The sequence below is a fragment of the Achromobacter sp. EG18 genome, assembly GCF_059759395.1.
Genome location: NZ_CM186213.1, coordinates 3,807,438 through 3,822,028, shown reverse-complemented (window position 1 = coordinate 3,822,028; position 14,591 = coordinate 3,807,438). Strand labels below are relative to the sequence as shown.

12 protein-coding genes are annotated in these 14,591 nt (G+C 68.4%); 4 read left to right on the top strand and 8 right to left on the bottom strand.

From position 1 onward, the window contains the following. Positions 1-261 precede the first annotated feature (261 nt). Positions 262-1,461 (top strand): MFS transporter, encoded by a 1,200-nt coding sequence (locus AC6CR5_RS17420; protein ID WP_006385726.1) that lies wholly within the window; start codon positions 262-264, stop codon positions 1,459-1,461. Between the two features lie 3 nt (positions 1,462-1,464). Here the strand turns inward: AC6CR5_RS17420 and AC6CR5_RS17415 are convergent, their stop codons facing one another. The 8 genes from AC6CR5_RS17415 to AC6CR5_RS17380 all read right to left on the bottom strand — a co-directional run bounded on the left by AC6CR5_RS17415 (position 1,465) and on the right by AC6CR5_RS17380 (position 11,643). Further along, the gene (locus AC6CR5_RS17415; RefSeq protein ID WP_058665649.1) at positions 1,465-3,648 is read right to left on the bottom strand and encodes a TonB-dependent receptor; all 2,184 of its coding nucleotides are present in this window, start codon (positions 3,646-3,648) and stop codon (positions 1,465-1,467) included. Between the two features lie 41 nt (positions 3,649-3,689). Next, positions 3,690-5,150: an ABC transporter permease subunit gene (locus AC6CR5_RS17410; protein ID WP_498084761.1), complete on the bottom strand. Its 1,461-nt coding sequence runs from the start codon at positions 5,148-5,150 to the stop codon at positions 3,690-3,692. A 10-nt stretch (positions 5,151-5,160) separates the two neighbouring features. Further along, positions 5,161-6,549 carry an ABC transporter permease subunit gene (locus AC6CR5_RS17405; RefSeq protein WP_006385729.1) on the bottom strand — a complete coding sequence of 463 codons (1,389 nt, stop codon included), beginning with the start codon at positions 6,547-6,549 and terminating at the stop codon, positions 5,161-5,163. After that, a complete protein-coding gene (locus AC6CR5_RS17400) occupies positions 6,546-7,256 on the bottom strand; it encodes an ABC transporter ATP-binding protein (protein ID WP_006385730.1) in 711 nt (236 codons plus the stop codon). Before AC6CR5_RS17400 ends, AC6CR5_RS17405 begins: the two co-directional genes overlap by 4 nt. Positions 7,257-7,488: 232 nt before the next feature. Next, on the bottom strand, positions 7,489-8,799 hold the full coding sequence (locus tag AC6CR5_RS17395) for an MFS transporter (protein WP_024070516.1): 1,311 nt from the start codon (positions 8,797-8,799) through the stop codon (positions 7,489-7,491). Between the two features lie 32 nt (positions 8,800-8,831). Further along, positions 8,832-9,980 (bottom strand): galactonate dehydratase, encoded by a 1,149-nt coding sequence (gene dgoD / locus AC6CR5_RS17390; protein WP_006391563.1) that lies wholly within the window; start codon positions 9,978-9,980, stop codon positions 8,832-8,834. Further along, positions 9,977-10,630 (bottom strand): 2-dehydro-3-deoxy-6-phosphogalactonate aldolase, encoded by a 654-nt coding sequence (locus AC6CR5_RS17385; protein WP_054446754.1) that lies wholly within the window; start codon positions 10,628-10,630, stop codon positions 9,977-9,979. Before AC6CR5_RS17385 ends, dgoD begins: the two co-directional genes overlap by 4 nt. Beyond that, positions 10,627-11,643 carry a 2-dehydro-3-deoxygalactonokinase gene (locus AC6CR5_RS17380; RefSeq protein ID WP_498084760.1) on the bottom strand — a complete coding sequence of 339 codons (1,017 nt, stop codon included), beginning with the start codon at positions 11,641-11,643 and terminating at the stop codon, positions 10,627-10,629. Before AC6CR5_RS17380 ends, AC6CR5_RS17385 begins: the two co-directional genes overlap by 4 nt. A gap of 257 nt (positions 11,644-11,900) precedes the next feature. Here AC6CR5_RS17380 and AC6CR5_RS17375 point away from each other — a divergent pair, with 257 nt between their 5' ends. The 3 genes from AC6CR5_RS17375 to AC6CR5_RS17365 all read left to right on the top strand — a co-directional run bounded on the left by AC6CR5_RS17375 (position 11,901) and on the right by AC6CR5_RS17365 (position 14,530). Beyond that, positions 11,901-12,740, top strand: a complete 840-nt coding sequence (locus tag AC6CR5_RS17375) for an IclR family transcriptional regulator (RefSeq protein WP_054439240.1) — start codon at positions 11,901-11,903, stop codon at positions 12,738-12,740. Positions 12,741-12,931: 191 nt separating this feature from the next. Beyond that, entirely contained in the window at positions 12,932-13,438 is a 507-nt protein-coding gene (locus AC6CR5_RS17370; protein WP_006385736.1) for an RNA polymerase sigma factor, read from the top strand. Between the two features lie 72 nt (positions 13,439-13,510). Next, positions 13,511-14,530 carry a FecR family protein gene (locus tag AC6CR5_RS17365; RefSeq protein WP_054442601.1) on the top strand — a complete coding sequence of 340 codons (1,020 nt, stop codon included), beginning with the start codon at positions 13,511-13,513 and terminating at the stop codon, positions 14,528-14,530. Positions 14,531-14,591 lie beyond the last annotated feature (61 nt).

The window sequence follows — 14,591 nt, the reverse complement described above, 5'->3', positions numbered from 1 at the left end:
ATTACCGAGCGGGAATTTTCTTGTGCAATCCGCGCGCATAAAACGTGTGGCGTTGACGGGCCGAGCGCGTTCCTCTCTCGAACCCCCCCCCACGTCATTCATGACTCCAGGTCAAAAGTCTTTCCCCGTTTAGTCGCTTTTTCCGTAAGGGTATACCCGTCATACTGGCCGCCTGTCTTCCGATCAGACCCGCCCCACGCTCCGGCCTTCGCCGCGACGCTTCTGGATTCCCTGGTCGGCGCACCCAACCAAGGAACCCGTATGTCTACCCATGAAACCCCGCCGGTGAAAGCCGGCCTGCCATTGCTGGCATTGGCCGTCGGTGCCTTCGGCATCGGCGTCACCGAATTCTCTCCCATGGGCCTGCTGCCCGTGATCGCCGACGGCGTGGGGGTGTCCATCCCCAGCGCCGGCATGCTGATCAGCGCCTACGCCATCGGCGTGATGCTCGGCGCGCCGCTGATGACCCTGGCGTTGTCGCGCTGGTCGCGCCGCAAGGCGCTGATCGTGCTGATGGCGATCTTCACGCTCGGCAACCTGCTGTCGGCGCTGTCGCCCAACTACACCACGCTGCTGCTGGCGCGCCTGGTGACCAGCCTGAACCACGGCGCCTTCTTCGGCCTGGGTTCGCTGGTGGCCGCCAGCGTGGTGCCGCGCCACAAGCAGGCCAGCGCGGTGGCGACCATGTTCCTGGGGCTGACCATCGCCAACGTCGGCGGCGTGCCGGCCGCGACCTGGCTGGGCCAGGTGATCGGCTGGCGCATGTCGTTTGCCGCCACGTCGGTCCTGGGCCTGGTGGCGATGCTGTCGCTGTGGTTCGCGCTGCCCGCCGGCGAGGCCGGCCGGCGTCCGGATATCCGTCATGAGCTGGCGGTGCTCAAGACCCCGGTGGTGCTGGTGGCGCTGTTGACCACGGTGCTGGGCGCGGGCGCGATGTTCACGCTGTACACCTACGTGGCGCCGACCCTGGCGGAGTTGACCGGCGCATCGCCCAACTTCGTGACGGCGATGCTGGTGCTGATCGGCCTGGGCTTCACCATAGGCAATACCGCGGGCGGCCGCTTCGCCGACCGTTCGCTCGATGGCAGCCTGATCGCCTTTCTGGTGCTGGTGATCGCCGACCTGCTGGCTTTCCCCTGGCTGGCGCAGACCCCGGTGGGCGCCGCGATCGGCCTCTTGATCTTCGGTTTCGGCACGTTCGCCGTGGTGCCGCCGCTGCAGATGCGGGTGATGCGCGCCGCGACCGACGCGCCCGGCCTGGCGTCGTCGGTCAACGTGGGCGCCTTCAACCTGGGCAACGCGGTGGGCGCGGCGGCCGGTGGCGGCGTGATCTCGGCCGGGCTGGGCTACGCCGCGGTGCCGGTGGCCGGCGCGGTGATCGCCGCGGCCGGCCTGGGGCTGGTGCTGTGGCAACGCGCCGCCAACCAGCGCCAGCGCAAGCTGGCGGTGCAAGGCTGCTGAACGTCAGAACTCGAACGTCGCGCCCAGTTCGTACGTGCGCCCCGGCGCCAGCAGCACCTGGCTGGTGGCGCGGCCGCCGTAGTAGGCGTAGAGCTTGTCGGTCAGGTTGCGCACGCGGAAAGTGATCAGCGCCGGCCGGATGCGGTAGCTGACCGCCGCGTCCACCGTGGTGTGGCTGTTGATGCGGACCTGGTTGGCGTTGTCGGTGTAGATCTTGCCGGTGTGGTTCAGGCCGACGAAGAAGTCCATCGGCACGTCCTTCAAGCGGTAGGTGGCGTACAGGTTGGCGACGCGCTCGGGCACGTTGGGCGGGGTGTTGCCCACGCGGGAGGTGCCGTCGGCCTCGGTCAGCGAATCGAAGCGCGCGTTCAGCGCGGCGATGTTGCCCGACAGCGTCAGCTGTGGCGTGATGCGCCAGTCGGCCGACAATTCCACCCCGCGCGAGGATTGGCGGCCATTGTTGACCGTCACGCGCGGGTCGTTGGCGTCGCGCGTCAGCACGTTCTCCAGCTTGATGTGGTAGACCGCCGCGGTCCATTCCACGTCGCCCAGGCTCTGCTTGAAGCCGGCTTCCCATTGTTCGCCCTTGGCCAGCGGGAACGAGGCATTGGACTGCGACAGCAGGAACAGCGAACCTACCGGGATGGTGGCATTGGTGTACTGCGCGTAGACCGACGACGACGGCGTTACGTCGTATACCGTGCCCAGGCGCATGGAATTGGCGCTGTAGCGCGTGCCGAAGGCGCTGCGGGTGCCGGCATTCAGGTCGGTGACGCCGCGGTCGACGCGGATGCGGTCGTAGCGGTAGCCGCCCACCACCGTCCAGCGCTCGGTCAGCTTGAGCGAGTCTTCCAGGAACAGCGCGGCGCCGCGCACGTCGGTGGTGAAATCGGTGCGGTTGCCGGGGCCGCTCATCAGCGCCGGGTCATCGTTGAAGTAGCCCACCTCCGGATTCCATAGCGAGACGCGCAGCGCGTCCGCGGTGGCGGCGGAGCGGTTGGAGAAGCGCCGCTCGCTGTCCAGCGTGGTCTTGCTGAGTTCGCCGCCGATCACGAACTTGTTCGGCAGGCCGGCGATGGTGCCGTCATGGCTGGCGTCGAAGCGGTCGATGAAATAGCGTTGGTGGTGCGTGATGATGGTCTGGTCGCGGTCGATCGACGCGGGGGCGCTGAAGGTGGCCGATTCAGAGTTCTTCCACAGGCGGTCGACCTTGTTCATCGCGAATTCATTGCGCAGCGTCCACGACGGCGTCAAGCGGTGCGTGACGCGCGCCCGCAGCCAATAGGATTCGGCCTCGTTGCGGTCGTCCAGCACATTGTAGTTCTTGCGCGCCAGGGCGCGGTCCAGCACGCGGCCATCGGGCGTGCTGACCACGCCGGTGGGATCCTTGGCCAGGCTGCGCGGGATCAGCGGCGTGCCCCAGTAGGCGTGGCCGGTGTCGCGCGAATAGTCGAACGACAGGTCCAGCCGGGTGGCGGGAGCGACGTCGAAGGCGATGCCGGTGGTCAGGTGGTCGAGCTTGTTGCTGTTGCGGTCGATGGTGCCGACGCGGCTGTCGTTGTGGCTGTAGTCGATGCGGTAGGCGCCGGTCTCGCCGAAGTTGTCGCCCAGGCCGATACCGGTGCGGGTGCTGCCGTAGCTGCCGTAAGAGAACATCGCTTCGCGCGACGGGTTGTCGCGATCGGGGCGCTTGGTCTGGAAGTTGACGATGCCGCCGATGGCGCTGTCGCCCTGCAGCACCGATGCCGGGCCTTTCAGCACCTCGATGCGTTCGTAGTTCCAGGTGTCTTCGACCCGGTTGGTCGAGCCCGCGCCCGACATGCGCAGGCCATCGTACAGGTACAGGATGTCGGTGAAGCCGCGCGAGGACAGCGTGGTGGGCGAGGACGGCGGGCCGCCGCCGGCCAGACCGGTGGCGCCGCGCAGGGCTTCGCTGAGGGTGCTGGCGCCGCGCTCGCGCATGGCCTGTTGCGACACGATCTCGACCGATGCCGGCGTCTCGCGCAATGTCAGGCCCAGCCGCGAGGCGCTGCTGCTGCGGCTGTCCAGGTGCAGGCTGTCCGCGTCGCTGGAGGCTTCCACGCGGATGCTGGGCAGTTCGGCCTCGCGCGCCTGGGCCTCCTGGGCCTGGACATTGGGCACGGCGGTGCATGCCGCGAGGGCGGCGGTGGATACGACTCTTCTCATGACGCTTTCCCGAAACTCGATGGGGGGTGAAAAACCTGTCTCTAGACCACGCGGTAGCGGCGCAGGCGCCAGCCGGCCAGGGCCAGCAGCAGCGCCGCGGGCACCAGCAGTTGCAGCAGCGCGCGTGCGGCCCGGGCGCGGACGGCGGCGGGATCCTCTTCCCGCCACTGGAATACCGGCATGGCGGCGAAGTCCGCGGGCGTGATGGCGCGGCTGGCTTCGATGCGGGGCAGGAAGAAGTCCTTCCAGGCGCGGTGGTAGGCGTCGATCTGCCGCATGAAATGCGCGTGGCGGCGTTGGCCGGTGCCGGCCAGCGCGGTGATGCCTTCAAAGGCGACCGCCGCTGGCGACAGCACGCTGTAGCGCGCCACCAGAGCCTGCTGGCGCGCCATCTGCGCGTCGAAGCGGTCCAGCTCCGGTTGCATTGCCGCATCCACCTGGCGCTCGACGCGGGCGTGGCCCAGCGGGCGGCCGGTGATTTCCAGGCGGCCATCGCGTGGAATCAGGGCGTCGGGCTTGTCCATGTGCTCGTAGTCGGTCGACAGCAGGGCGGCGTGGTCGCGCATGGCCAGCGCCGTGGCCACGCGGGTGCGGGTGGCCAGTTCGGCGCGCGACGGCGCCGGGCTGGCGTAGGCGGCCACCAGGTTGAGCAGCACCGGCACCACCAGGACCAGCAGCACCCAGCTGACCATCAGGATCATGGCGTTGGCGGCGGAAGACTTGCCAAAGGCGTTGACCGCGACCACCGCCGCGAACCAGAACAGCGCGTAGGCGCCGACCAGCAGCGCCCACCACAGCGTGGCGCTGGCCGCCTGCAACGCCTGGGGGCGGGCGATCAGCAGGGCGGCCACCGGCAGCAGCACCGCGGCGCCCAACAGCACCGCCGCGCGCAGGACCACCTTGCCGCTGATCAGGGTCAGCAGCGACAGCGGCTGCGACAGCAGCAAGCGCAGCGTGCCGTCTTCCTTTTCGCCGGACAGCAGGTTGTGCCCGAGCGCGAAGATCAGCAGCGGCAGCAGGTAGACCACCACGAACGCCAGGTCGAAATGCCCGCTGAGCAGGTGCCAGGGGTTCTCGATGTCGTTGTTGTGGATGAAGTTGACCTTGCTGTCGTAGGTCACCTTGAATTGCGACGGGAACAGGTCGGTCTGGCCCAGCGCCACCGGCGCCAGCGGCACGCTCGGCATGATGGCGTAGTGCGCGCCCAGGCCGCCGCCCATGTTGGCGGGGCTGGCGGGGTTGCCGAACGGCGTCGGGGCCTCGCTGCCGTCCATGATGCGCTGCAGCTGCGCCAGCTGGCTGGCGCGGTTGTGCGCATCGGCGCGCGCCAGCGCGGCCTGGGCCTCGTCTCGCTGCGACGTCTGCAGCAGGCCGTTGAAGACCGCGTAGCCCACCAGCAGCAGGAACAACAGGCCGCACAGCCACAGCGCGCGCTCGCGCGTCAGCAGGCGGAGTTCGTGCCGCAGGACCATCCCGAAGCGGCCAAATTGCGTATCGTGCACCGGAAGTCTCCTACAGGGCGGTCTGGCGGGCCACGGCGCGCCAGGCGAAGGCCACGCTCAGCAGCAGCGCGGCGGCCAGCATCAACAGGCTCAGGCGCGCCTGGTGCAATGCCCAGCCGGCCGCGGGCGGCTGGTAGCGGAAGGGCGGCACGCGCGCCCACAGCGACGGATTGGCCTGGTACGAGAAATGCTGGTGTTCCAGCGTGTCGGCGTGCGCCACCAGGTCGGCGCTGACGATGTCCTGGATCACGCGGCGCTGTTGTTCGGCGGCGGTGGTGAAATCGCGGTGGTGAGCAAAGTCGGTGCCGGCCATGGCGGCGGACAGGGCGCGCACCGCCAGCAGCGGCATCAGCCAGCCGGCCGATTCCTGCACGGCCTGCTGCCGTTCCCAGGTGTCCCACAGGTGGCCGAAATGGCGGTCGTAGACCGCGTAGCTGGACTGGTCGTCGAGCTTGAGCGCCAGACCCCATTGGTTCAGCGGCACGTCGCGGCTCCAGCGCTCGGTCGTGCCGAAGGCCTGCATCCAGACGCGGTCCGACGTGGCCTTCAGGTCATCCTGCAAGGCCTGGTTGAATTCGAGGCGGGTGGGGCTGGGATAGAGTCCGCGGGACAGCTCGGCCATGACGCGCGGGGCGATCACCGTATTGGCGATCCACAACGCCAGCAGCACCGTGATGGCCACGCGCGAGGAGCGGGCGGCGGCCGACACCCCCAGCGTGACGAAGATGAACGCGGCCAGGTACACCGCGTAGCCGCCGGCCAGCACGCCGAAGCGCCACAGCGCATCGGCCCGGCCGCCCGCCAGCCACACCGCCACGATGGCGGCCAGCGCGGCCGGCGCCAGCAGCAGGCCAAGGCTCAGCGCCAGCGCAGTGGCCTTGCCCCACAGCAGGCGCCAAGGCGCCACGCCCAGGCTCAGCGTCTGGCGCAGGATGCCCTGTTCGCGTTCGCCCGAGAAGGCGTTGAAGCCCAGCACGATCACCAGCAGCGGCCCCAGCGCCTGCAGGATCCAGGCGGCCGACAGGTCGCCGAAGCGCTGCAGGCCGGTGGCGTCCTGCGCCGGGCGGAATTTCACCTCGCTCTGGCGGTGCGCCTGCAGCCACACGGTGCTGCCGATATACGGATTGATGCCGGGATCGAGCAGCGCCAGCGTGGTGTCGGGCTTGAAGACGTGCATGCCCTGGTGGGCGGCATCGTGCGGATGGCGCGCGCCCTGCTTGAGCCAGTCGCTGTAATCGGTGTTCTGGGCCGCGGCCTGTTCGGCGCGGGCCTCCTGCTGATGCAGGTAGCCCACGGCCAGCGCCGTCATCAGCAGCACCGCGACGATGCCGCCGGCCCAGTAGAGCCGGCCGTCGCGCAGCCGTTCGCGCAGGTCCTTGAGGGCGATCAGGAGGATCATGCCTCGGTCCTCATGTGCGCCAGGTACAAGGCCTGCAGATCGACGTCGCCGATCTGCCGGGCGTCGAGGTTTTCGACCAGCCGGCCGCGTTTCATGATGCCGACGCGGGTGGCGGTCTGACGCGCATGGAACAGGTCGTGGGTGGTGGCCAGGATGGCCACGCCGCGTTCGGCGGCGCGTTGCAGCAGGCGGGTGAACTCGGCGGCGGCCGACGGGTCCAGCCCCGAGGTGGGCTCGTCCAGCAGCAGCGCGCGCGCGTCCTTGGCCAGGGCCACGGCGATCCACACCTTTTGCCGCATGCCCTTGGAATAGGCGGCCACGCGCTTGTCGGCCGCGGCCGGGTCCAGCCCGACTTCCGCCAGCAGTTCCAGCAGCCTGGCGCGCGGCGGCGCCTCGCCCAGCGCCAGCGCGGCGAAGTAGCGCAGGTTTTCCAGCCCGCTCAGGGTGCCGTACAGGTTCACCTGTTCGGGGATGTAGGCCACGTGGCGCTTGCTGGCGAGCGGTTCACGCGTCACGTCCAGCCCATGGATCAGCGCCTGGCCGCCGTCGGGGGCGATGAAGTTCAGGAACAGGTTGATGGTGGTGGTCTTGCCGGCGCCATTGGCGCCCAGCAGGCAGTAGATCTCGCCCGGCTCGATACGCAAATCCAGCGGGTGGAGCGCGATCTGGTCGCCGTAGCGTTTGGTCAGGCCGATGGCTTCGAGCACTGCAAGTCCTTCTTCGTCCGAAGATGCCGGGAAATCAAGGGGAGGGGGCGGAGCGCGGATGACGCCTGGGCAGGCCTTCCGGACTCCAGTGGGAATGACTATCGTTAGATATGATATAACATAACGTGATTATATCGCCATTCTCGCGCGGAACTCCGGCAAAAACGACAACCCAAAGCAGAAGGGCGCCCACGTGGGCGCCCTTCGCATTGGCTGCGGCGGTGCGTGCGGATCAGGCCTCGATCCGCTCCACCTTGCCCACCAGCAGGATGTACGACAGCGCGCCCAGCAGCGCCAGCGACGACACGTACACGATGGCCGGCGCGAAACTGTCCTTCGACACCAGGAAGCCGATCACGATCGGCGTGCAGATCGACGACAGGTTGCCCACGAAATTGAACACCCCGCCGGTCAGCCCCAGCAGCCGCACCGGCGCCAGCGCCGACACCAGCGACCACGTGATCGACGCCAGGCCATTGCCGAAGAAAGCCACCGCCAGGAAGAAGATCACCCATGGCGTCGAGTCGGTGAAATTGGCGCCGATCATCGACGTCGAGATCAGCAGGCCCAGGATAATGGGCAGCTTGCGCGCCAGGCCCACGGTGGCGCCGCGGCGGATCAGGAAGTCCGACAGCACGCCCGAGCACAGCACGCCGATGAATGCCGCCAGGAACGGCACCGACGCCAGGAAGCCCGACTTGATGAAGTCCATGCCGCGGTACTTCACCAGATAGGTGGGGAACCACGTCAGGAAGAACCACAGCGTCGAGGTCAGGCAGAACTGGCCCAGGTACACACCCCACAGCTTGCGCTGGCTCATCACCAGGCCCAGGTCGTTCCAGTTGAACGGCGCCTTCTTCTCGGTCACACGTTTGTCCAGGTCCACGACGCCGCCGCCTTTCTGGATAAGCTCGATCTCGGCCGCATTGGCGCCCTTGAACTGGCGCGGTTCACGGTAGATCAGGTACCACAGCACGCCCCAGACGATGCCCAGCAGGCCGGTGCTGACGAACACCATGTGCCAGCCGTAATGGTGCTGCAGCCAGGCCAGCACCGGCGTCAGGAACGCCAAGCCGACGAACTGGCCCGAGGTGTAGAAGCCGATGGCGGTGGCGCGTTCCTTTTCCGGGAACCAGGTCGTGACGACGCGGTTGTTGATCGGATAGGCGGGCGCTTCCAGCGCGCCCACCGCCAGGCGCAGCACGAACAGGATCACGAAGCTGCCGGCAAAGCCCATGAAGAACGTCGCCGCCGACCACAGGATCAGCGCGGCCGCGTACAGCACGCGCGGCGACACGCGGTCCACCAGCCAGCCGCCGGGGATCTGCATGGCGGCGTAGGTCCAGCCGAACGCCGACAGTATCAGCCCTTCGTGCACCGTGTCCAGGCCGAACTCGTCCTTGAGCGCGGGCGCGGCGATGGACAGGTTGCTGCGGTCCAGGTAGTTGATGACGACGGTGATGAACAGCATCACCATGATGAGATAGCGGCTGCGCGTCGGCCGCTGGGCGCTTTGCAGGCCCGGGTGGGTGGCGGTGGTCAAGGGGGTCTCCTCTTTCGCTTTTTTCTACCGGCTTACCACTCGGCGAAGCTGCCGTCGGCGTGGCGCCAGATCGGGTTGCGCCAGCGGTGGCCCACCGCCGCGCGTTCTTTCACGTATTCCTCGTTGACCTCGATGCCCAGGCCGGGGCCCTGCGGAATCGCGACCATGCCGTTCTCGTAGGCGAACACTTCGCGGTTGCTGACGTAGTCCAGCAGGTCGTTGGCGGCGTTGTAGTGGATGCCCAGGCTCTGTTCCTGGATGAAGGCGTTGTAGCAACCGGCGTCGATCTGCAGGCAGGTGGCCAGCGCGATCGGGCCCAGCGGGCAGTGCAGCGCCAGCGCCACGTCGTAGGCCTCGGCCATGGCGGCGATCTTGCGCGTTTCGGTGATGCCGCCGGCATGCGACGGGTCCGGCTGGATGATGTCGACGTAGCCGTCGGCCAGGACGCGCTTGAAGTCCCAGCGCGAGAACAGGCGCTCGCCCAGCGCGATCGGCGTGGACGTCAGCGGCGCCAGTTCCTTCAGCGCCTCGTAGTGTTCGCTCAGCACCGGCTCTTCGATGAACATCAGCTTGAACGGGTCCAGCTCCTTCATCAGCACCTTGGCCATCGGCTTGTGCACACGGCCGTGGAAGTCCACGCCGATGCCGACGTTGGGGCCGACCGCATCGCGCACGGCGGCCACGTTCTCCAGGCACTTCTCGACCTTGTCGAACGAATCGATGTACTGCAGTTCTTCGGTGCCGTTCATCTTGACGGCGGTGAAGCCGCGCTCGACCGCGCCCTTGGCGGCCGCGGCGGTGTCGGCAGGACGATCGCCGCCGATCCACGAGTACACGCGGATGCGGTCACGCACGTTGCCGCCCAGCAGTTGCGACACCGGCACGCCCAGGTCCTTGCCCTTGATGTCCCACAGCGCCTGGTCGATGCCGGCCAGCGCGCTCATGTGGATGGCGCCGCCGCGGTAGAAGCCGCCGCGGTACAGCACGGTCCAGTGGTCCTCGATGTTGCGCGGGTCCTTGCCGATCAGGTAGTCCGACAGTTCCTCGACGGCGGCGGCCACCGAGTGGGCGCGGCCTTCCACTACCGGTTCACCCCAGCCGACGATGCCGGCGTCGGTCTCTATCTTCAGGAAGCACCACCGCGGCGGCACGATGTAGGTAGTGAGCTTGGTGATCTTCATGCTTGGGTCTCCTGGGCGGGATAGGCGCGTTGCCAGGCGGCGATGAAAGCGCGCGCGTTCTGGCCGACTTCGTTGGCCGTGAGGCCGGGTTTGTACAAGGCGGAGCCCAGGCCGAAGCCGCTGGCGCCCGCCTGGGCGTAGGTGGAAAGGTTGTCGGGCGTGATGCCGCCCACCGGCACCAGCGCGATCGGCGGACGCATCACCGCGCGCCAGGCCTTGAGCACGGCCGGGCCGAGCTGTTCGGCGGGGAACATCTTGAGCACGTCGGCGCCGGCGGCCAGCGCGGCGAAGGCTTCGGTCGGCGTGGCCACGCCGGGGCACGAAGCCAGGCCGGCGGCCTTGGCCGCGCGCACCACGGCCAGGTCGCTGTGCGGCATGACGATCAGCTCGCCGCCGGCGTCCTTGATGCGGGCCACGTCATCGGGATCCAGCACCGTGCCGGCGCCCACCAGGCAGTCGGCCGGCAGCGCGTCGCGCATGGCGCGGATGCTGGCCAGCGGTTCGGGCGAATTCAGCGGCACTTCGATCAGGCGAAAGCCCGCGTCGTACAGCGCGCGCCCGATGGGTACGGCCTCGGCGGGCGTGATGCCACGCAGGATGGCGATCAGGCCGCAACGGGCCATGGCGGTTTGCAGTCCGGTATGGGTCATGGTGTGGTCTCGGAAGAAGGCGCGGCGGGCACCAGCCCGGCGCTGACGGCCAGATGCCAGAGGCCGCGTTCGGTGGCGTGTTGCGCCAGTTGCGGCGTGCCCAGGCCGTAGTGCCGCAACGCCAGGATGTAGCGCTGGCACAGCGCATCGTCGCCGCACAGCACGATGCGCGGCTGGTCGCCCTGCAGGCGCAGCATGTCGGCCAGCGCGGAAATTTCATGGCCGATCAGCAGGCCCGACAGGTAGTCGGCCTGCGACACGCCGGCCAGCTCGCCGGTCAGCCCCAGCGCGCGGGTGCTGAAGATGGTCGACAGCACGCCGGCGCGGCCGGCCGGCACGCCGGCCACTTTCAGGCCGCGCTCGAAGGCCGCCATGTCGGACGCCGGCGCCTCGACCATGGTGCGGCCCAGGATGGTGTGGCCGCGCAGCGCGGCATAGACCTCGCCGGTCATGAAGGTATCGAAGTGGGTGACCTGGCCGCGGCGCGCGTTGACCCATTTCGAATGGGTGCCGGGCAGGCCGATCAGCACGCTGTCGGCGGGGTCGCCGGCCTGGTCGAATAGCACGCCGAAGACCTGCGTTTCTTCGCCGCGCATCACGTTGGGCAGTCCGTGGCGCTGGATCAGGCCGGGCACGATGTGCACCGGCGTGGCGCCGTTGCGCTCGACGCGCGTCAGCAGGGTGCCGATGTGTGCCAGGTCGACCGGCACGTCGAGGTAGGCGGCTTCTTGCCAGCCCTGCGCGCTGCCGACCATGCCGCAGGCGATCACCGGCAGCTGCGGTTCGGCTCGCAGCCAATCGCCGCAGGCCTGTTCGAAAGCCAGTTCAAAACCCGATTGGCCGCTCGGGGTGGCGGCGCCGTCCTGCAAGGGTTGCGGCAGGCGCATGATGCCCCACGGCAGGTGGCGGGTATCGAGCGTGCGGCCGGCGCCATCCAGGCGGTAGGCGCGCAACGAAGAGGTGCCCCAGTCCAGCGCTATGAGGGCCGCGCGGGCAGGCGATCCGGTTGTCATCAGAATCTGTCTCGTCTCGGGGCGGCGGCACGCTGCGGGCGAGGGCGCGCAAAGGGCGCGTCATTCGCGGGCTTGCAGGACCTGGCCGGCCTTGTTGTCGTCAAGCCCGCGATGGCGCCGGAGCGGCGCCAGTCGGGGCTGGGAAAAATTCTAGATCAGCGCTTGAAAAATCTCAAAATATAGAATTAAATCCCATATATAGGGAATGCGCTTCGATTCCCGCTCCCCATATCCGACTCCCAGCGCCAGCCTTGTCCATGCCCGATTCTTCGACCGTCTCTCCCGCCTACGATCCCGACGCGGCGGCGCCCGCCGGCACGCAGACCCTGATGCGCGGACTGGGGGTGATCCAGGCCGTTGCTGCGGGCGCGCGCGACCTCAAGGACATCTGCGCCCACATCGGCGTGGCGCGCAGCACCACGCACCGGCTCGCCAGCTGCCTGGTGCAGGAGCGCTACCTGCGCTCGCTGCCTGGCGTCGGCTACGTGCTGGGCCCCAAGCTGATCGAACTCGGCTTCCAGGCGCGCGAAGCCTTCCCCATGGCGACGCTGGCGCGGCCGTACCTGGACGGCCTGGCCGCCGAGACCGGCGACACCATCCATCTGGCGGTGCGCGACAACGACGAAGTGCTGTATCTGGAAAAGATCCCCGGCAAGAAGGGCCTGGAGATGCGTTCGCGCGTCGGCCACCGCATGCCCTTGGCCGCCACCGGCGTCGGCAAGGCGCTTCTGCTGGATGCCGACGAACCGCAATGGAAGGCGCTGCATCGCGTCGGCGCGCCGGTGTCGTCGCGCGCGCCGGGCGGCCGCCAGACCTGGGAAGCCTTCCGCGACCGCATGCGCGACTACGCCGCCAACGGCTATGCCTTCGACCTGGAAGACAACGAGCCGTCGATCCGCTGCGTGGCGGCGCCGGTGCGCGACGCTTCAAGCGGCATCGTCGCCGCGATCAGCGTGTCCAGCACGGTGCCGTACATGTCGCTGGAGCGCATGCGCGACATGGTCGACGTGGTCAAGGAGGCGGCGGCGCGCATCTCGGCGGAACTGGGATGGAAGGTGCAGGGCGCGCCCGCCAAGCCGCGCGACGCCGCCACGTAGCGCAGCACGCCGCCCAACAATGGGCGACCCCGGCAAGCGGCGCGCGGCGTCCGCCGGCAATGCCAGCCCCGGAAAAATCTCCGACCAATCCATATGCCGTCGCTACCGGCAGGGCGCCTTATCGGTGCTAGTCTCTTGCTCAATCATCAATGACGCTCATCACGAGTGAGTAGATCCCCGGCGACGAGCAAGTGGCGCCCCAACCTGATGTCGAGCGCCTGTATGCCGCCCATGCCGAGCGGCTGCGCCGTTACCTGTTCCTGAAAACCGGCGAAGCCGAGCTCAGCGCCGATCTGGTGCAGGAGTGCTTCGCCCGCATCGTCGCGCAGGAAGACGAGCTGCCGTCCGACAACGTGCTGGCCTATCTGTACGCCATCGCCAACCGCCTGCTGATCGACCATCGCCGCAATCATCACCAGTCCCACACCGATGCTGTGTCGGACGACCTCCTGGAAAATATGCGCGACCTGCGCACCGCGCCCGACGTACACGTGCACGTCCGCCGGCAACTGGCGCGGCTGGCCGCCACCCTGGCGGAGCTGCCCGTGCGCACGCGGCAAATATTCCAGCTTTGCCGCGTCGAGGGCCTGAGCCACGCGGAGGCGGCCCGCTACCTGGATATCTCTCCCAGCTCGGTGCAGAAGCACCTGGCGATGGCGTTGGACCTGATGCGCGAACGCTTGGGAGACGACCCTTGAACGCCCGCATCCGCGACTTTTTTTACTGTATTTCGTGGCTGGGCCGTTTATCTTGTTTATGAAGATCCCATCATGTACTCCTTGAGCCGCCCCTGCCGCGAACGACGCCTGCGCCGGCAGGCCAGCCAGTGGGCGTTGCGCCTGGCCGCCGGCACGCTTGCGCCGGCCGAACAACACCGGCTGGACCGCTGGCTGGCGCGCGACGCGCGCCACGGCCCGGCCCTGGCCGATGCCGAGAGGGTCTGGGCATTGGCGGGGGAGTGCCGCGGCCTGCCGTTGTTCGCACAGCCGGTGCCTCGGCCGCGCCGCTCGCATTGGCGTGCCTGTGTTGCGTCGTGGTGGCGGTCGGGACCCATGGCGCCGTGGCGCCGCGCGGTCGTGATGGCCGGTGTGGCGTTGGTGGTCGCCGGCGCGGCCGGTGCTCCGGATGCCGTGGCGCCCTGGTTGGCCGACTACCGCAGCGCGGTCGGCGAAATCCGCTCCTTCGATCTCCCGGATGGCAGCCACGTGCTGTTGGGCAGCAACAGCGCGCTCGACGTGGAATACGATGCCACGACGCGCCGCGTACGGCTGCTGCGCGGCGAAGCGGTGTTTGCGCCTGCGCCCACGGGTACGGACGAACCGCGCAGATTCGTGGTGGCAACCGCCGGCGGCGGCATGACCGCGCTGGGCACGCGCTATGCCGTGCGTCGCCGCGATGCCGGGCATGGCTGGATCGGCGTGTTGCAGCATCGTGTCGAGGTGGCGCTGGATCGCGCGCCCGCATCGGGCGATGCGCGCGCGGTGCTGGCGGCGGGCGACAGCGCCACTTTCAGCCACGCCCATGGCATCGAGCGTAGCGCCGTCGCGCCCGCGCGCGGGGCCGCCTGGGCCGACGGCTATCTCATCTTCGAAGGCGAACCCCTGGAGCAGGTCCTGCAACGCATCGGCGATTTCCGGCCGGACCGGCTGATCCTGGCGAACCGCGCCGCGGCGCACAGGCCGGTGAACGCGCTGTTCCATCTTGATAACCTCGACGGCGCATTGGCCACGCTATGTGGCGAGATGCAGCTTGGGCGGTTGCGGCTGCCGGGGGTGACGGTGCTGTACTGAAAAGCGTCGATTTCTTGAGTGTCGAGTTCCGCTTTACAAAGCCTGGTTTGTAAAGCGGAAA